13 protein-coding genes are annotated in these 20,295 nt (G+C 41.2%); 2 read left to right on the top strand and 11 right to left on the bottom strand.

Annotated features, from left to right (window positions below; translation table 11 throughout):
- Positions 1–2: 2 nt before the first annotated feature.
- The 10 genes from DC498_RS21665 to DC498_RS21620 all read right to left on the bottom strand — a co-directional run bounded on the left by DC498_RS21665 (position 3) and on the right by DC498_RS21620 (position 13,730).
- Positions 3–1,307 carry a serine hydrolase domain-containing protein gene (locus DC498_RS21665; protein WP_116876250.1) on the bottom strand — a complete coding sequence of 435 codons (1,305 nt, stop codon included), beginning with the start codon at positions 1,305–1,307 and terminating at the stop codon, positions 3–5.
- A gap of 281 nt (positions 1,308–1,588) precedes the next feature.
- On the bottom strand, positions 1,589–2,458 hold the full coding sequence (locus tag DC498_RS21660) for a DMT family transporter (RefSeq protein ID WP_116876249.1): 870 nt from the start codon (positions 2,456–2,458) through the stop codon (positions 1,589–1,591).
- Positions 2,459–2,677: 219 nt separating this feature from the next.
- Positions 2,678–4,126 (bottom strand): TolC family protein, encoded by a 1,449-nt coding sequence (locus DC498_RS21655; protein ID WP_206197723.1) that lies wholly within the window; start codon positions 4,124–4,126, stop codon positions 2,678–2,680.
- A 178-nt stretch (positions 4,127–4,304) separates the two neighbouring features.
- The gene (locus tag DC498_RS21650; RefSeq protein WP_116876248.1) at positions 4,305–7,478 is read right to left on the bottom strand and encodes an efflux RND transporter permease subunit; all 3,174 of its coding nucleotides are present in this window, start codon (positions 7,476–7,478) and stop codon (positions 4,305–4,307) included.
- 103 nt (positions 7,479–7,581) lie between these two features.
- Positions 7,582–8,673, bottom strand: a complete 1,092-nt coding sequence (locus DC498_RS21645; protein WP_116876247.1) for an efflux RND transporter periplasmic adaptor subunit — start codon at positions 8,671–8,673, stop codon at positions 7,582–7,584.
- A gap of 139 nt (positions 8,674–8,812) precedes the next feature.
- A complete protein-coding gene (locus tag DC498_RS21640) occupies positions 8,813–9,238 on the bottom strand; it encodes a hypothetical protein (RefSeq protein WP_116876246.1) in 426 nt (141 codons plus the stop codon).
- Positions 9,239–9,422: 184 nt separating this feature from the next.
- Positions 9,423–10,004 (bottom strand): DUF420 domain-containing protein, encoded by a 582-nt coding sequence (locus tag DC498_RS21635; RefSeq protein WP_116876245.1) that lies wholly within the window; start codon positions 10,002–10,004, stop codon positions 9,423–9,425.
- 23 nt (positions 10,005–10,027) lie between these two features.
- A complete protein-coding gene (locus tag DC498_RS21630; RefSeq protein WP_240628072.1) occupies positions 10,028–10,726 on the bottom strand; it encodes an SCO family protein in 699 nt (232 codons plus the stop codon).
- Positions 10,727–10,747: 21 nt separating this feature from the next.
- Positions 10,748–11,338, bottom strand: coding sequence for a T9SS type A sorting domain-containing protein (locus tag DC498_RS21625; RefSeq protein WP_165813923.1), 591 nt, complete (start codon positions 11,336–11,338; stop codon positions 10,748–10,750).
- 187 nt (positions 11,339–11,525) lie between these two features.
- Positions 11,526–13,730 (bottom strand): hypothetical protein, encoded by a 2,205-nt coding sequence (locus tag DC498_RS21620; RefSeq protein ID WP_116876242.1) that lies wholly within the window; start codon positions 13,728–13,730, stop codon positions 11,526–11,528.
- A gap of 185 nt (positions 13,731–13,915) precedes the next feature.
- Between DC498_RS21620 and DC498_RS21615 the strand changes: the two genes are divergently transcribed.
- Both DC498_RS21615 and DC498_RS21610 read left to right on the top strand, forming a co-directional pair.
- A complete protein-coding gene (locus DC498_RS21615; protein ID WP_116876241.1) occupies positions 13,916–16,993 on the top strand; it encodes an amidohydrolase family protein in 3,078 nt (1,025 codons plus the stop codon).
- Positions 16,994–17,036: 43 nt separating this feature from the next.
- Positions 17,037–18,344 (top strand): amidohydrolase family protein, encoded by a 1,308-nt coding sequence (locus tag DC498_RS21610; protein ID WP_116876272.1) that lies wholly within the window; start codon positions 17,037–17,039, stop codon positions 18,342–18,344.
- Positions 18,345–18,649: 305 nt separating this feature from the next.
- Here DC498_RS21610 and DC498_RS21605 read toward each other — a convergent pair whose 3' ends face one another.
- Complete coding sequence (locus DC498_RS21605) at positions 18,650–20,281, bottom strand: FG-GAP repeat domain-containing protein (protein ID WP_206197722.1); 1,632 nt, start codon at positions 20,279–20,281, stop codon at positions 18,650–18,652.
- Between the last annotated feature and the right edge of the window lie 14 nt (positions 20,282–20,295).

Raw genomic sequence — 20,295 nt, 5'->3', positions numbered from 1 at the left:
GCTTAATCATCAATCGCAGTCTCTGCCATCAACCTAAGCTTCCAGCTAGTTTCGTCTTTTACACTGCCCTGGGTTTGCTTCATTATAATGCCAATGAGCTTTTCTTTGGGGTCGGCAAAATATTGTGTGTTGAAATAACCGCCCCAATCAAAGGTGCCAATGCTGCCTGAGCCACCTGCATCCTGCCCTTTCTGGGTAACAAGGCCAAATGCCAGACCATAAGTTGAGTTGCCATTCATTATATCTCCGATTTGATTGGCCATAATAACTTCTATGGTTTTACGGCTTAAAATCCTCACGCCATTTAATTCCCCATTGTTAATATACATCTGCAAAAATGTAGCATAATCTTTAGCCGTGCTTGAAAGCCCGCCGCCACCGGAAAAAAATGTTTTTGCGCCTTTAATGGGGTAATCCGCATCATAAAAACTACCGGCATATTTCCTCCATTCTCCATCCACTTTTTCCTCTACGCTTACAAGTCTGCTTTTTTTATTATCAGGGAGATAGAACCGGGTATCATTCATGCCGAGCGGATCAAATAACCTTGTACGAAGGAATTGATCAAAAGGCATTCCGGAAATCACTTCTATAAAATATCCCAGTACATCCAATCCTTCACTATATGTCCATTTCTCTCCGGGCTCATGATGCAATGGTAACTTTGCGAGCTTTTTGATATTTTCAGCAATAGTAACCGGTGCTGTAGTAAATGCATCTGTAATGCCGGCTTTTTGAAATATCTTTTTAAACCTATCATCTCCATCAATCAATCCATAACCAATTCCGGATGTGTGTGTAAGCAGGTGGCGGATAGTAACCTGCTTTTTTGCAGGCTTTGTTGTATAGCTTGAATCTTTGTCGTTAAACGTATCCAGTATCTGTGCTTCCCCAAATTCAGGAATATATTTTGAGATAGGATCATCCAGCTTAAACTTACCTTCTTCCCACAACATCATTACAGCGGTTGATGTAATGGCTTTTGTTTGAGAAGCGATCCTGAAAATGTCATCCCTTTTCATTACTCTCTTCGAGTTGTTATCAGCCATGCCATAAGCTTTGTAAAATACGATCTTTCCTTTCCTTGCAATAAGCGCAACAATACCGGGAAGGTCTTTTTGATCAACAGCGCCTTTCAGCATAGCGTCAATCTTTGCTATGCGTTCTGCAGACATGCCTGCTGTTGCAGGTGCAGCTTCTGCAAGCAGCGGTGAAACAGTAAGGGATTTTGTTTGCGTAAAAGCAGGAGTGGTAAAAACAACAGCGAGTATCAAAGCTGTAAACAGGGTTGCCTTTAAGTATGTCATATTGATGGTTTATTGTAAATATATTAAAATGATGAAAGAATTGAATGCCTGATATCGTTGCATTCCAAATCTTCCTGTATATGGCAATCTTGTGCAGTAGTACCTACATACGAAAATTATATATCCCCATGCAGAAAATGCCGGTTACAAAATAAAAGCACTCCCGTCCTTCTTTTCGATCCAGCCCTCCGATTGCATGATTTAAACGCAATTGCGGCAAATGTAACCGCCAGCAGAAGAATGATCCGTGGGATAAGAATTACGGCAGCAGAGTTTCTTCTCTACCTGCTCTTCCTTACGGAAATAACTGTTTGCAATGCAACCGATGCCATCACAAAAAACAACCCCAGGTAAAAAGAAAAATTCACTTCTTTACTCTCATTAAAAAACAGGAACGCCAGTACAATAGCGTAAATAGGTTCAAGATTGAAGGTTAAATTAACTGTGAACGCAGGTATTTTTTTTAGTACTTCCGCAAATAATATATATAACCCTACCGTGCAGAAAAGTGAAAGCAACAACAGGTAAAATATATCCCTGGCGCCAGGGAAAAATGTCTTAACCGGGAAAAAATAAAGATATACCGGAAGCAAAATGCCCAGCCCGATAGTACCGCTAAGCATTTGGTAAAAGTTGATGACTTTGCTGTCGTACCGCTGCACCAGGCGCTCATTGTAAATAGTGTACAATGCGGCAAAGGCTGAGGAGATAACCCCTAAACCAATACCTAACTGGTAAGATGCGTCAAAATGAAAGATAAGGCTTATGCCGAGCACGGTTAAGGCACTCAGCAACAACTCTGATATTTTAAACCGGGCTTTATCGATCATCGGTTTGAATACCGCGGTAAAAAAGCTGGTTAAGCAATAACAAACAACGCCGATAGAAATATTGGAATATTTAATGCTTGCATAAAAAAATATCCAGTGTATGGTAATGAACATTCCTGCTTTTCCTATACCAAGCTTTTCTTGAAAAGTAATATTGCTGTTGACGCGGAATATCTTTAAAACAAAAAACAGCATAACAGTAGAAAACAATACCCTGTACCAAACCAGCAACCCTTCATTAAGCGTAATAAGTTTTCCAAAAACGCCTGTAAATCCTGCAAGGATTACAGCAATATGTAAGAACAAATATGTTTTTTTCATAAAAGAATTATCTGAATGTCTGCAGAAGGCAAAATCTTTAATATTGATATTTAAACTGGAAGAGAAAGTATAGCACTATACTTCTTGGCTATTAAAAAATACTAAAGTGCAGGAGGAGGAAGACAATTCTTTCTATTCATATAGTTTTGTTATAGCAGCAAAGATAAAAAAAGTGAAAGATTTTTCACCTTTCACTTTTTACTGCCCATTTTATCCGTGTTATTCCCATCCGCCGCCTAAAGAACGGTACAGGTCAAGAAAAGAAAGCAGCAGCGCTTTCCTGGCTTCTGTTCGCTGCAGTTCAGCCTCAAGCACGCCTTTTTGCGCGGTGATCACTTCCAGGTAGCTGGCATAAGCGCTCAAATATAAATCGTTGGATATGCTTACGGCGCTGGTGAGTGTTTCAACTTCCTCATTGTTAAGCTCCAGTATTTTTTTATAGTACTCAATGTTTCTTAAATTGGTTGATACTTCTTTATATGCACTTAAGAAAGAAAGCTTGTATTCGTTATAGGCTATTTCCTGTTGTGCATTGGCAACAGCAAAATCAGTCTTCAACTGGTAGCGGTTAAAAATAGGCTGTGTTAATCCGCCAAGCAAGCCATATGCAATAGAACTTCCATTAAAAAGCAAAGGGAACTTAAACGCATTAAAAGCAAAATAAGGTGTTAGCACAAGTGAAGGATAGAACGATTTTCTTGCTACTTCCACGTCTGCTTTGGTAGCAGCCAGTTGCCATTCAGCCTGTTGTATATCCGGGCGATTGATCAGCAGGTCGGCAGGAATGCCTTCTGTAATTTGTCCTGAAACGGGTTGCTCAAGAATGCTCCATCCGCGGGGTATAGGTGTTTCCGCTAATCTGCCCATTAAAAGATTCATTTCGTTTTCCAGCCGGGTAACCTCTACCAGCGTTTCATACTGCAGACTGCGTGTATGCAGCAACTGGGCGGTAAACTGCTGTACCGCCAGCGCATTGGCACGCCCACCTTCCATCTGCGCCTGCACAATCTCTACTGCTTTTTCCTGTAGATTAACATTGCGGTTAAGTATTTCAAGCCGGTTATCTAAGGCAAGCAATTCATAATAATACGATGCTACCTGCGCCACCAGTTGTGTAATTACCCACTGCCGCCCTTTCTCTGTTGCAAGCAACTGCGCCTGGGCAGATGTCTTGCGTGCCTTTAATTTACCCCAAAGATCAATTTCCCATGAGCTTTTTAAACCAAAATAATAATCCTGCACAGGGTTGGTTACCTTCTGGTCCTTATCAATATTCTGGGAAAGATTTGTATCAAAATTTCCAACACCTGTCATGGTATACTTACCATATTTATCAACCGATGCGGATACAAAACCATCAAGCGACGGCAATCTCAAACCCTTTTGAAAAAGCAGGTTAGCCCTGGCAATCATGATACGCTGCATAGCGTTTTTCAGATCAAGATTATTAACAATAGCGGTATCAATAAGCTTCATCAGCATAGTATCTTTAAAAAAAGACCTGAATGAAATTTTACCGATAGCGGTTGTATCAGCAATGCCCGGGTATTTTTGCGGGATCGCCAGCATCTTCTGTTCAGACTGCTGTTTTTGAACTACACATGAGCTGAAGCCTGCCAGCAGTCCGCTCATTAAAAAACCATATATACTCAATTTTACAATCTTCATTGTTTTTTATCTGTTGTTGTCAATAATAATTTTTAATGCAGAAGGTGAAGGATAGAAAGTATACGGCCTTTCCCACAATGATCACCTTATTTGCCATATCATTTTTTTAAAGAGAAAGGCGAATGAGGCATATGATTTGTTGCAAAAGGTCCGCAACCTATACCTTAAACCTTGCCGCTCACGATTCCTCCGATGCTACCTTCATCTTCATATTCTTTACTTTAATTTTCATTTTCTTTTTGCCTGCTAATTTTTCTTCCAGTGCAGCAAATAGTACATATAAGCCCGGGATAACAATTACGCCGAAGATCGTTCCTATAAGCATGCCGCCCGCCGCCGCTGTGCCGATTGAACGATTGCCTAATGCACCTGCACCAGAGGCGATACATAGCGGTATAAGGCCTGCTATGAATGCGAATGATGTCATAAGAATAGGACGCAACCTGGAGGCGGCTCCCTCAATGGCTGCATTCAATGCAGAAACGCCAAGTTTTTTTCTCTGTATAGCAAACTCAACGATCAGGATGGCATTTTTGCCCAGCAAGCCGATCAGCATGACGAGCGCAACCTGCGCATAAATATTGTTTTCGAGACCTGCCAGTTTTAAAGCCGCAAACGAACCGAATATACCTGCCGGTAATGAAAGTATTACCGCAAGCGGAAGAAAAAAGCTTTCGTATTGTGCACATAATATGAGGTATACAAATACGAGGCAAAGAATAAAAATATATACAGCCTGGTTGCCTGATAATATCTGCTCCCGCGTCATGCCCGACCATTCGTAGCCATATCCTCTCGGTAATACCTCCCTGGCTACTTTCTCCACAGCGGCTATAGCTTCACCACTACTTCTGCCCGGCGCGGCATCTCCGTTGATCAATGCGGATGTATACATATTATACCTGGTCAGTTGCTCCGGGCCATATACTCTTTCCATTTTGATAAAAGTGGAAAAAGCCACCATCTCACCCGAAGCGTTTTTGAGGTACAGGTTCAATATATCCTCAGGACTTTTGCGGTATTGGGGATAAGCCTGCACCATTACTTTATACATTTGCCCGAATCGTATAAAGTTGGTAGCGTAATAACTGCCCAGCAAGGTTTGCAGCGTGTTCATGGCATTATCAATGGTAATGCCTTTTTTAGCTGCTATCTCCTGGTCAACATGAATCATATACTGGGGAAAATTGGGATTAAAGCCCGTAAACGCATTATTAACAACGCCTGTTTTCATTACACCTTCAATTACCCTGTTAGCCACATCCTGTGTTTGTTGCAGATCACCGCTGCCTGTTTTATCAAGCAACCTGAACTCAAATCCGCTGGAATTACCGAAACCAGGCACAGTAGGCGGTGGAAGAAATTCTATGCTGGCATCTGTTATATGTTTTGTTTTTTCTTTTAGCTGACTGATCAGGTCTTCTACAGATTCCTTTCGTTTATCCCAGGGTTTCATATTGATCATTCCCATACCATAAGATGCGCCGGATACTTCTGTTACAAGACTATAGCCGGCAAGCGTTGAGATATTTTCTATCGCGTCAAACTTTGCCGCTACCCGCTCAACTTCATCAAGCACTTCGCCGGTACGTTCCACTGTTGATCCTGCCGGCGTGGTAACATTCACATAAATAACACCCTGGTCTTCGGTGGGTATGAAGCCAGATGGTAATACCGCGCTAATGCCCCATGTAGCCAAAAAGAAAATGATAAGCAGAGACATCGTAACAATCTTTCTGCCCGCAATAGCGCCCACCAATCCTTTATACCTGTTTTGCGTTTTATCGTATACCCTGTTGAAACCTCCGAAGAAACGTTGCAGCAATCCTTTTCGCTTTCCAGGCTCCTGGTGCTTTAACATTAATGCGCACAATGCCGGGGTGAGCGTTAAGGCGTTTATACCCGATATAACAATGGATATAGCAAGCGTAAGCGAAAACTGGCGATAGAATACACCAACAGGCCCGGACAAAAATGCCACCGGAATAAATACCGCCGACATAACCAGCGTGATGGCCATGATAGCGCTGCTGATCTCCTTCATTGCCGCAATTGTAGCATCCATTGGACCCATATGATCTTCCGTCATTTTTACGTGTACCGCTTCTACAACTACTATCGCATTGTCAACCACAATGCCAATGGCGAGCACCAGGGCAAAAAGCGTAAGCAGGTTAATAGAAAAGCCCAGCATCAGCATAAACGCCAATGTACCGATAAGCGCAACAGGCACTGCCAGCGCAGGAATAAGGGTTGACCTGAAATCCTGCAGGAACAGAAACACCACAATGAACACAAGAATGAATGCTTCCACCAGTGTTCTCAGTACCTCCTTTATTGAAGCGTCTAAAAACCGGGATACATCATAAGCAAAGTTGTAATCCATACCGGGCACAAAAGAATCTTCTTTAATTTCGGCCATACGCTTTTTAATATTGCTGATCACCTCTCTCGCGTTTGAACCCGGGCGTTGTTTGATCATAATAGAAGCGGAAGGCTTGCCATCTGTTTTAGATTCCATACTGTAGCTCAATGCGCCAAACTCAACATCCGCTATATCTTTAAGCCTGAGAATAGAACCATCAGAAGCAGCCCGGAGCACAATATTTTTATATTCCAGAGGTTCAGAAAACTTACCGGTATACCGCAGCACATATTCCAGTGTATTATGTTCTTTACCTGAGCTTTCGCCGGTTTTGCCCGGAGCTGCTTCCACGTTTTGATTGCGTAAAGCAGCGATCACTTCGTCGGCAGATACATTATACGCCAGCATTCTGTCGGGCTTAAGCCAAACACGCATAGCGTAATCCTTTGCGCCCATTATTTCCGCGAACCCAACACCATCAATACGTTTTAGTTCTTTTAATACATTAATATCGGTAAAGTTGAAGATGAAGCCTTCATCCATTGTGCTGTCTTCACTCACAATATTCAGGTAAAGCAACATGCTGTTCACTTCTTTTTCCGTTACCACCCCTGCTTTAATTACTTCTTCGGGTAATTCATCCAGTACAGTTGTTACCCTGTTCTGCACGTTAACCGCTGCCTGGTCCGGATCTATACCAACCTTAAATGCAATGGAGATAAGTGTAACACCATTGTTACTTGTTACCGTGTTCATATATGTCATGCCCGGCACGCCGTTGATCGCCCTTTCCAAAGGCGTGGCCACCGCGTCTGTACATACCTGCGCATTGGCGCCGGTATAACGTGCGGTAACGGTTACAGAAGGAGGTACAATATCGGGGAACTGCGTAATGGGTAATGTAAACAATGCCAGCACACCCAGCAGTGTAATTATAAGAGATATTACAAGAGATAATATTGGTCTCCTGATAAAAGTTTCTACCATAAAATATGTAAATAATATTTTTCAGATGCAGGCAAACAACCGGAATAAAACCTGGTTTAATATTTACCTGCGCAATAAATTTTTTATTGATTGACTTTATGCATCACATTTGCCTGCTTACGTTCAGCGGCTCTATGCGCATACCTTCTTTAATGCTTTGTATGCCTTCGTATAATATCCGGTCGCCGCTGTTTAGTCCGTCTTTTATAATATAATATTTTGAAAGGCGGGTTTCCGGAATTACTGTTTTCATTGTAACAACACTGTCTGCGCCTACAACAAAAACATAGTTCTTATCCTGTATTTCAAATACAGATTTCTGGGGAATGATCAGCGCGTCTTTAGCATAAGAAGTGATTCTCACTTTCCCGGTAGCGCCATGCCTCAGTAATTTTGAAGGATTATCAAACCTTGCCCTGAAGGCGATTGAACCAGTCTTTTCATCAAATTCCCCGTCAACGGTTTCAATCTGTCCCTTCTGATTATATACTGAACCATCGGCAAGTATAAGCTGTACAGCATTATCTCTCTGGTTGCCATTTCCTCTCCGGTAGTTTAAATACTCGTTTTCAGAGATATTGAAATAGGCATATACCGCATGATTATCTGAAATAGTTGTGAGTAATGCTCCGGCATCAATCAAACTTCCTGCTTTTAAAGGTATGCGGTCAATAACTCCATCAAAGGGCGAAAGAATATATGTGTAAGACAATTTTGTTTCGGCATTTCTTTGGGCTGATATAGCTTCTTCTATTTTAGCATTAGCAGCTTTTAGTCTTGCCTCCGCCATTTCAAGCTCTGTAGGCGAAACTATTGATTTTGACAAGAGCACTTTTACCCGCTTTAATTCCACTTCCGCGGTTTTAGCTTCAGCCTGCGCATTGCTTACTCCGGCCTTTGCCTTTGCAACTTCATTTAAAAATTCGTGCTGGTCTAACTGAAACAGGGGCGCTCCTTTTTTTACTTCCTGTCCTTCATCCACAAATATTTTGCTCAAAAAGCCCTGTACTCTTGCGCGTATCTCCACATTTTTTACCGCCTGAATGCTTGTCACATAATCATGCTTCAGTACTGTATCTATAGTATTTACCTGCAATACCGGTAATTTGGGTAATGTATTTTCTTCTTCTTTATTTTCCTTGGCAGCACATCCTGCAGCAAATGCAATAACCAGTATGTACAAATAATTTTTCATTACTAATTTGTTTTAAATAAAAAATAAATGATAATGCCATGATGACTTTTCGAGAAAAGCACCGCAAGCAATCCATAATTATTTTGATAGGGTTACTATCCTGTTCAATAGGGGCAAATACAAAAAAGAATGAAAAAAATCAGAAAGGAGTTAACCTGAAAATGAAATGATGATGCTGAAGTAATGGCAATTGCAGGGGACGGTCTATACCAAAAAACTCTTTTGATGCGGTATATTGCTTTATTGCCGTAACTACGGGTGGCAAGCAAAAATTTGATAAAAACCAGCTTATTTCACGGAACTTAATGCTGAAGAGCGTATAGCTGAAATCAGGTTTCTCTGAATCCGGCAGGCAGTCCTCAAGCCCTGCAATATTTTCAAGCACGAGCTCAAGAACAGTTGAGCGGTTTTCTGCATCCTCAACAGTATTAATAGCAGAATACCGCGGGAAAATGGTCTCATTAATATCAAAGCTGCTGCCTGGTAAAAAAGTCAGGACATTAAGGAAGCTTAAAAGTAACAGTCCTGCTACCCAATATTTACACTTTTGAGCTGCTTTAATCATGCATTACACCAGTTAAACGGGGCTGAATTTTTAAGAACACAAATATACGCCGAAATGGCTTAGGAAAAAGGTTGTAATCTGGTAATTTTAATGAAGAATGTTAAAGAAATCGGCTGAATTATAGCGATTTGTTAAAAATTCAGCCTTCTTTTTAAGTATACACTATTGCCTGCCTATATACCTATTAATAATACGGGCTGATCATCAGGTATACCAATACACCGGTTACAGATACATAGAACCAGATAGGCCATGTAATTCTAGCGATTTTTTTATGGCGGGGAAATTCAGCGGTTAATCCGCGGTATGCAGTAAATAATATGAATGGTAAAATAATACCTGCTAATGGAATATGTGTGCCGAGAATGATATAATAAACTGTTCTTAATCCCCCTGCAGCCGATTTTTCTTCATCACTCACTATTCCGTCGTGGTTGGTATCTCCAAACCTTGTTTCGCCGGCAAAAAGATGATGGCATATATATGACAGCAGGAAAAGCGCGGAACAAACCAGCGCGGCAACCATTATGTTGCGGTGAAGCACATATTTTTTTTGCCTGGCCGCTATTAAACCTGCTACCAACAAAACAGATACTATAGAATTAACAACAGCATTGAATAAAGCAAAATTGTGCACATCAAAACCGAGGTCAGCATTAACCTTAACCCTGCTGAGCACTACAACTGCTGCAAAAACCACAAAGGAAACAACCCATATGAACAATGTAGCCGATTTATCATTCTTTTTGATCTGAGCCTGCAGCATATAGTTATTTTATAATTGTAATACTAATCCCCGAACAATTTCCTTTTTTTCTTTTTATCCTTTTCCAGCATCAGCAATACCACATCATCTGCCAGTTTATTCAGGTGAATACTATCCAATCCTTTATACCAGCCTCTTACCACACGTTCTTTATCCAGCATAAAAAAATGTTCGGTATGAATAAAATTCGTATCCACATTGGTATCTGCAATATTGGCTTTGAATTCATTTTTGGCTATACCGTAAATCTCATCCTTGTCGCCTGTAAGCAACCACCACGTATCAGGATTAATACCATATTTATCAGAATATTTTTTTAGCTTTTCAGGTGTATCCCTTACCGGGTCAACGCTGAAGGAAATAAATCTTACAACAGTATCGGTTTTGTTGAAAGCATCCTGCAGCCGCTTCATATTACGCGTAAGCGAAGGGCAAATGCTGGGGCAGGAAGTGAAAAAGAAATCGGCAATGATGATTTTATCTTTCAGGTCATTTAACGAAACCTGTTTGCCAAGCTGGTTAGTGAGGGTAAAGTTTCTTACTTTGTGCCACACTGTATCTTCTGTGGTTTTGCCATATTCGGTAACAGTACGTACACTGTCATAAAAGTACCGTTTAGGCATTATAACTGCTTCTGCGCTGAAATGTTTCAGCAAAAAATAACAGGTTAAAGGAAGAAAAAGTGCCACTAAAATTGCCAGGAACGACTTCTTGCTCATCATAACGGCGCAAAGATAGGGCTTCTACTGTTTCAGTATCCGCTTTGACTCGTTAATGACCGTTCCTCTTATATTTAAAATATATTCTCCTTTGGGAACATTATACATATCTAATATATGCTGGGCATAATATGCTGTTTTCTTAAACTGGTAAGTGCGGATGGTTTTGCCGCTAAGATCATACAGCATACAGTTTATATCGCCTGTTTCCTCGGTTTGTATAATAATAGAAGCATTATTAAATACCGGGTTAGGCATTACGCTTATTTCAATTTTGGGGCGGGAAAAGAAATTTGCCTTCTGTACCGCATAGCTTGATGACAGACCATTGGTGGTGCAACTGATCCGGTAAAAGCTGCTGTCAGACAGTGGCAGGTTATCGGTATAATTGTAGTTGGAATCCATGCCGGCAAAATAAGGAGGCATCATTTCTAATAACTGGAACTTACGCCCGTCAACAGAACGCTCAATGACTACATGAACGCTATCGTTGTTTTTTGCCGCAATAGCCCAGTTGAGATGAATCGCATTTTTGTTGGTTGCTTTTTCAATTTTAAAGAAACGTATCAGTCCTGAAGAGGTATCCTGGGCATTAAGATTTAAACTAAAAAGCAAGCACAGTACCCCCGGTAAAAAGGCAATGCATGTATGCAGACACCGGATAGTCATACTGGTTTTAGATGCGTTTTAGTTGTATTAAACTAGCTGCTGATAAACAAAAAAGGAGTGACTAAAACGCGAAAATAATGCCAGTGGTATATTTTAATTCATAATAATTTATTAAAACGTTTACGGGTAACCGTTATTTAATAACGCCGAGGTATCGCCCCATCCAGTAAGGCAGCAGCCATATGTCGCCGGCGCTGTGTTCATCACGGCCATTGCTTCCGCCATCCAATCCAAACCGGTTGGCGTTATGGCGGCTTATTCTTAACTCATCCGGGGGCAGCACTTCTTTAGTGGTTTGATTTCTGAAATTAGGCGCTATAAGCTCAATATCCTTGCGGTCGCTATTGCGAACCGTCCAGCCTACCATGTCCAAAGGATATTCCTGCAGGTACCATATCGCTTCTTTAAGGTCGAAGTTTTTTACCCCTGTAAGCGCGGTAAAAATATTCCAGGCGCCATCCTTTTCAGGGCGTTCTGCTTCCCAATGGTCAATGATAGACGCTTTGAATTTCGCTTTAAGCGTATCATTAAAGGCATAACGGTAAAGCCCCCAGTAACCCAGAAAATACATTTCATCGTCTGAGTGATTCCAGCCTTCAGAGAGCATTTTGCTCCAATCGCTTGCATTGTCATCTGCACGGCCAATATTTTTCATTGGCTGCATCAGGTTTTTCAGGTAACCGTATTTATTCATCAACTCAAACGCCTTTTGCTTATACACTTCTTTTTTAGTAAAATGATAAGCTGTCTGGAGCATCCCTACAATATTGGATGAATTGATTTTTCTATCCCCGACAGATTCAGGATGGCTGTTTACATAGTCAGGGTGCCATTTGCCCCAAAGGGTAGGCTTACCATCCCAATCTATCAGGTACATATCATTATCAATAACATGCTGCATCAGGGAGTCTATTAACCGTATTGCCTGTTTTTTTACAACGGCATCATCCACCAGCTCAGCTATTACACCAAAAACAAAAATATGCCCTATCGCTTCATCGCTACTCGTGGTAGACTTCCATTCCCATTCCGGGTCATCAGCAGGGCGCCATGCTTTTCTGTCGTGCAGCGCATAGCCGCGTCTTTCAAAAGATCTTGCAGGAAACCCTTTGATTGGATTTATTGAATACAGCCTTTCCATTGCATCAAGCGATTCACGGCAGTTCTGCAAAGCCTCCGGGGATTTTGTTACTGCATAGCGAAAAGCCTCAGCACCAAGATACATGGAAGTCCACAAGCCATCATTATCTGAGTCTTCCATAAAGCCTGTTGAAAGATCGCCGTCTTTCATTCCCTCAACAGTTGCATTAAATCCGTTACGGATATGCCTTAGCCTTACCTGTTTATCATAAAAAGCGGCTTTTTCCGCAAGGGTCATTTGTTTGAAGGATATTTTTCCCAGCCCTGCTTTGGTAAGCACAAGCACACTGCCATCGGCGCCGGCAGCTATTTGTGTAACTTCATCAGAAGGCAACCATCTTTTTGATGCGTAATAATTATACCTGCCATCATCCTTCAGCATAAAGGCTCCGCGTTTTGAGCCAAACCAGAGTTTATCTCCTATAGCGGTTACTGCTGTAATCTCTGTGCAGGGGAGTTTTCTTTTAACATCACCAATTTGCTTTTTTGCAGCAATATCTATAGTTATATATCCATTATTTGTGCCTGCAACAATTTGTTTTGCATTTTTGTACAGGGTGAACGCTGTAAGACTATCTGACGCAAAAACAGTTGATAACAATTTATCCGCGGGTGACCATACACTGATCTTGTTTGAAGTAAGAATATAAAACCTGTCTGAGCTGTTATCGTAAACAATATCCAGCACAGGTGCATCCGCGCTTCCATCCCACAATACCGAATTGTTTTTCAGATACTGCAGCTTTTTTCCGTCTGATATAAGAAAAGAAAAGTCTTTTCCTCCGCTAAAAACATTTACAGTACCAAGCGTGTGTTTCAAAAACAATTCGCCGGCCCATGCATTACTGAAAACGGCTTTATCATCGCCAAATATGAATTGGTTATGATAAAGCGCCAGGGAGGCAATATTTCTTTTATTGAGAGAACGATAGCTGCTGTCTGCCACAATAGTTCCAGGGTATAAAAACTCTCCTCCGCGCAAACGCATAAGCCCTTTTGAAGTGAGCAGTTTAATAAAGCCATTACGATCTTCATATGCTTTATAGAGAACAATATCCGGGTTCTCAGAAAAATACTTAATACTGTAATCCTGTGTAAAGGGTTTGTCAATATGAACGGATTGGGCTGCAGTATACCGGCATAAACACACCGTTAATATCAATAAACAGCCAACAGCATATAGTGATGCTCTTCTCATTTAATTTTTTTTATAAAATACGAAATGGTCTATGTCCATTCACATGCAAGAACCGGGTATAAGAATAAACAGCTATGAGAGACAATGAATGTCGCTTAATACTCAAAACGTAGAAGTAAATGAGCATTTTAAAAGAGATTTTGCATTAACTTTCAATTTTCTTCTCACGTTTAAACAATCTGCTGATGAAAAGGATACTTGCTTTCCTCGCTATTTTATTTATGCTGCACGATCAAATTTGCGCACAGCAAACGTTCCCGGTAAATGGCGTTGCCGATGAACGTAGTGGCTATTACGCTTTTACCAATGCTACCGTTGTAAAAGATGCGCAAACCACATTACAGCAGGCTGTAGTTATTATTAAAAAGGGAAAAATAATTGCTGCAGGAACAAATATAGCTGTGCCTGAAGATGCCGTGGTTATTGATTGCAAAGGCAGATATATTGTTCCTTCCTTTATTGATATATACAGTGATTATGGCATACCCGCGCCTCAACGCTCCGCTGCGCCCTTTAATTACAGTGCGCCTGCACAATTAACCTCAAATACCAAAGGCGCTTATGGCTGGAACCAGGCAATAAAAGCTGATGTAAATGGCGCGGCGGTTTTTGCGGCAGATGCTATAAAGGCGAAGTCTCTGCGTGATATTGGTTTCGGTACTGTACTTACGCATCAAAAAGATGGAATAGCAAGAGGCACCGGCGCTGTTGTATCACTGGCAGATATAAAAGAGAACCTTACCATCATTAAAGAAAAAGCCTCCGCGCATTATTCTTTCAACAAAGGCACATCTACCCAAAGCTACCCCGGCAGTTTAATGGGCGCTATCGCTTTATTGCGGCAAACTTATTTAGACGCGCAATGGTACAAAAGCAACCCTGCAAGTGAAGGTGTAAACCTCAGTTTGAAAGCATGGAATGATCTTCAAAGCCTGCCGCAGATATTTGAAGCCAATGACAAGTGGCAGGATATACGCGCAGACCGGATTGGCGATGAATTTGGTATACAATATATTATCAAAGGCGGTGGAAATGAATACCAGCGCATACAGGAGATTGCAAAAACAAAAGCAGTTTATATACTCCCGGTCAACTATCCCGAAGCGATGGATATAGAAGACCCTGATGATGCCAAAAGAATTTCGCTGAATGATCTAAAACATTGGGAGCTCGCGGTAACCAATCCGGCAGCTTTCGAAAGAGCCGGCATCAGTTTTTGTTTAACCCCTGCTGATTTAAAAGATACCAAATCGTTCCTTACTAATGTAAGGAAAGCGATAGAAGCCGGGCTCAGCGAAACAAAAGCTTTGGAAGCACTCACTAAAACACCCGCAACCTTATTAGGTATTTATGATAAAGTAGGCAGCATTGAGACAGGTAAGATTGCCAGTTTTTTAATTGCTTCCGGCCCTGTGTTTGATGAGAAAACCACCATATATCAAAACTGGGTGCAGGGAGAAAGATATGATGTAAATAATGAAAACTGGAATGATATTAATGCTGTTTATAGTTTGGCCGTACAATCCCAGGATAATACGATAAAAACATTTACACTCGCTGTAAAAAACAGTAAATCAGCCGCTGTAATCGACAGAGACACACTTGCCACAAAATTCAGTTTTAACGGAAAGATGGTAAACATCAGCTTTCCTCCTGAAAAGAAATCAAAATCAACCATTCAGCTGACCGGTACCGTTAGCGGCAATACGTGGATGGGCAATGGCACAAATGCTAACGGGATGCCTTTGCTTTGGAATGCCACATTTGTTAAAGCTGCTGAATCAAAACCTGATACAGCAAAGAAGAATACAACCAGTCTTCTTGCAAAAATCACCTATCCGTTTGGCAGCTATGGTTGGGATGGTTTACCATCAGCACATCATATCCTCATCAAAAATGCTACCGTATGGACTTCAGACGATGCAGGGAAATTAGACAATACGGATGTGTTACTTAAAGACGGCAAGATCGCACAGGTGGGTAAAAATCTTTCTGACGCATCTGCCATAATTATTGATGGTACAGGTAAGCACCTTACCGCAGGCATCATTGATGAACATTCACACATTGCCACCGCTTCCATAAATGAAGGTGCACAGTCTGTAACATCTGAGGTAAGAATAGGTGATAATATAAATCCTGATGATATTAATATCTATCGCCAGTTGAGCGGAGGCGTTACTACTTCGCACATATTGCATGGTTCTGCCAATACCATTGGCGGGCAAACGCAGCTAATAAAACTTCGCTGGGGCGCAGATGATGAGGGCTTGAAATTTAAGGGCGCCGATCCTTTCATCAAATTTGCCTTAGGCGAAAATGTGAAGCGAACGACTTCAGCAGCCAACAATCGTTTTCCGGATACCAGGATGGGTGTTGAGCAGGTATTGACGGATGCTTTTCAAAGAGCAAAGGATTATGAGAACGCTATTGCAAAAGCTTCCGCTGTAAAAAGCCCGGGAAAGAAAGGCGCTGCATCTGTAAGCCCGTGGAATACGGTAAGGCGCGACCTTGAGCTTGATGCGCTGGTAGAGATAATGAATAAAAAAAGATTTATTACCTGCCATTCTTATGTGCAAACAGAAATAACCTATACCATGCGTGTAGCGGAAAAATTCGGATTTCGCGTTAATACCTTCACACACATTCTTGAAGGATATAAAGTGGCGGATAAGCTGAAAGCCCACGGCTCCAATGTATCTACTTTTTCTGACTGGTGGGCATATAAAACGGAAGTGGCTGATGCCATTGCCTACAATGCCGCTATTATGCAGAAAATGGGATTGAATGTCTGCATCAATTCAGACGACGCGGAAATGGCACGCAGGCTGAACCAGGAGGCTGCAAAAACAGTTAAGTATGGCGGTATAAGTGAAGAAGATGCGCTGAAAATGGTTACGATCAACCCGGCTAAAGCACTGCATATTAATGATAAAACCGGCAGCATTAAAGCGGGCAAGGATGCTGATGTAGTATTGTGGAGTGATAACCCTTTGAGCATATACGCGAAAGCTGAAAAAACAATAGTAGATGGTATAATATACTTTGACAGTGAAAAAGACCTGTTGATGCGCAGTAATATAGCTGCCGAACGCAACAGGATCATTCAAAAAATGATTGGCGAAAAAAAGAGCGGCACTCCAACAGCACCATTTAAGCCAAGCCTGCAGATCGTATTAGGCTGTGGAGAGCATCAGCATGATGGCGACAGCAATCATGATGATGAAACAGCCGGGCAGCTTGAAGAAAATGCCACCAATTAATTCACTGACAATTCCTGATTACAGAAGATCAAAAAATGAAGCGATGAAAAAAGTATCACATTCTATATTACTCCTGTTATTTTTTGCCATTACTGCAACTGCCCAGGATGATATATACCCTGCTCCTGCATACAAAGGGCTTTTGTTTATTACTAATGGCACCGTACATACGGGAACAGGACAGGTGTTGGATAATACCACCATTCAGGTGAATAATGGTAAAATTGAAAAGATAGGAACCAATATTCCCCTGCCGGCTGACCATGTAAAGGTATTCGATGCAAAAGGTAAACATGTATACCCTGGTCTGATCCTTTCTGACTGCGACCTTGGGTTAAGGGAAATTGCCAATGGCGTAAGAGGGTCAAATGATTACAGGGAATTAGGAGAGCTCAATCCTAATATCCGATCTATAGTTTCTTATAATACAGATTCAAAAATCATCAATACGCTAAAAGCAAATGGAATATTGCTGGCTAATATAACACCGCAGGGAAGTTTTATCAGCGGCTCATCATCAGTTGTGCAACTGGATGCATGGAACTGGGAAGATGCGGCATATAAAACCGACAACGGTATTCATGTCACATTTCCTTCTTTTCTTCCACAGCGCGGACCACGTTTCTCCACAGGGCAACAGCCACCCGTTGACATAGAAAAGCAGTCCCTGCAAAAAATTGATGCATTAAAAAGTTTTTTTTCAGAAGCAAAATCATACCTGCAGGAAAACGAACATGCACAAACCAATTTAAAATTTGCTGCGGTAAAAGGTTTGTTTGACAAAACCCAGAAACTGTTTATTCATGCAGACCAGGTAAAACAGATGCTGGCAGCAGTTGATTTTGTAAAAGAATTCGGGTTTGCCGTAGTGATAGTTGGTGGCAATGAAAGCTGGCAGATAGCGCCATTGCTTAAACAGCATAATATAGCGGTGATACTCGGTCCCGAACATGCATTGCCTGCCACAGAAGATGATGATGTTGACCAGCCCTATAAAACGCCGGCGGCCTTACAAAAGGCAGGCGTATTGTTTGCATTGAATGATAATACGGCCAACACGCGTTTCCGTAATCTCAGCTTTAATGCAGGTACTGCCGCAGCCTATGGCTTAACCAAAGAAGAAGCATTAAGCGCCATAACATTGAACGCTGCCAGAATTCTGGGTATTGATGACAAAACAGGATCGATTGAAGTTGGTAAAGACGCGAATATCATAGTGAGTGAAGGAGATATCCTGGACATGAAAAGCAGTATTGTTACATATGCTTTTATACAGGGCCGAATGGTGAGTTTGGCAAACAAACAAACGCAATTGTATGAAAGATATATGGGTAAGTATGGGTTGAAGTGAGAGAGCGTTGAGGGTGAGTGTAGGGTGTAAGGTAGAAGATGCAGGATCAGGTAACGGCTTTTTATAAAAATCATTTTTTGCCTTGATATTTAAAACCCAACCTGTCAGGAACAGTTTAAGCATGATTGCAAGTAAACAACCAGGTTATTTCACAGAGGAACACAAAGCGTACACAAAGTTCCACAAAGAATAATATAGTTTATTTTAAAGAGATGCTAAGATTAAGGAATGACAATTACATGTAAGCATTTCCGTCTTAAGCTCTATACCCTACACCTTCTACCCTACACCCTTTGCCTTTCGCCCTATTGCGTCTCATTATTCAACACAAGTAACTGGGGAAATGAAGATATGTTAACAATATTTACCAGGCTGCTCATTTCTTCAATATTGTGAAAATAAGAACCAAGCACAATATCAATATCGCCATCGTGATCAAAATCTGCGGCTTCCATAGTAAGCCACTTCCCTGCAGCAGCATCAGGCAATGAAGCGGGTTTAAAATCAAGATTTCCTTCATTGGAAAAATATACAAACCCGTTTGCAGGATTTTCAAGTGTGTTATAGAACGATATAGCAGCTATATCAATATCGCCGTCATTATCAAAATCCCTTGCTATAGCTTTTGATGCTCCGTATAGCGGGAAAAACCAATGTTCCTTAAAATTGTATTTACCATCGTTCAGATAAATTCTTACGCCATGATAGTTTTTATTGATGCGGGAGTAATCCCAGTTGTCGCCATTCGTAAGTAAAATATCAGGATATCCATCTTTATTAAAATCTGCCAGTTCGAAATACGAAACCCCGAATACAGGCGGAAAGCGCAACAATTTTTTTTCTTTGAATTTGCCTTTTCCCTGGTTATACCAGATCACTACTTCTTCCCGGGCCTGGGCCATTAAAACCATTATATCAGGTTTGCCATCTTTATTAAAATCTCCTATCTCTACCTTTCTTGCACCAGGCATGTTGCTCAATATATTTTCACCATCAATTTTGCAATCACTATACCATGCTAATTTCCCGGTGTTATTTCCAAAGCCACAAACTATAGCATCCTGCTTCCCATCCATATCAAGGTCAGCATGCGCAAATTGCACCGGTCTTGGTAAATGATCAATATTAACCGGCGGGTTTTGTATGGTGAATGTGGTATCAAAAGTTACAAGTCTTCCATTTTTCTGATCAGAGGGGCTGACACTACCTACCATGAGTAATCGCGGTGGTTCGCTGTTCGGAAAATCTATATCAACGGGTGGGCTCTCTACATTCCATGCTGATTTAAATCCGAAGTTGTTATTTAAGATATACAACTTGCTTTCCCCGTCACCGGCATACAATTCATTTGATGCACTATCAAACTTCAACATGGTGGTTCTTGGAAGCTGCTTATCATCGAATACTATTTGTTTTGGAGAAAATAAAGCAAGCATGCCGGAGATGCTATCATGATTTTGTTGAGGCAATGGTTCTTCCGGCGCTTCATGTTCAAAATATGCTATTATCTTCTTCCAGTCTGACTGAGTTATAGTGGCTACATCAGGATATATATTCAGCTTTTGTATTAATGCTCTTTCTTCCGGAACAATATCGGCATAAGGATCGTCTCCCTTTTTCCTTATGCCAAGCCGCCAGCCCATATTGGGTAATACTTTATCTGTCCAGGTTTTCTTATCGAGCAATGAAGGCTCAGGAAAAAAGTGGCAGGAGGTGCAATATTTGAGAGCGAGTTGTTTGCCTTGCGTGAGCGAATCGGGCAAAAGACTTTTTTGAATAGTAACAGGCGACTCCGCATTATTAGATGCAAAAAACATCCAGCCGCGGATAAAAAGAAATATTATAATGCCTGTTCTGACAAACAACATTTGTTTTAATATATATTGATATTGTACAAAAGTTAAGAGGCGGAAATAAATCCGCCTCTTAAAAGACATTCCAAATGTTTTAA

The sequence above is a fragment of the Terrimonas sp. genome (assembly GCF_003075435.1).
GTDB lineage: Bacteria > Bacteroidota > Bacteroidia > Chitinophagales > Chitinophagaceae > Agriterribacter.
Note: the sequence above shows the minus strand (reverse complement) of the source record. Positions and strands in the feature narration are given on the sequence as shown.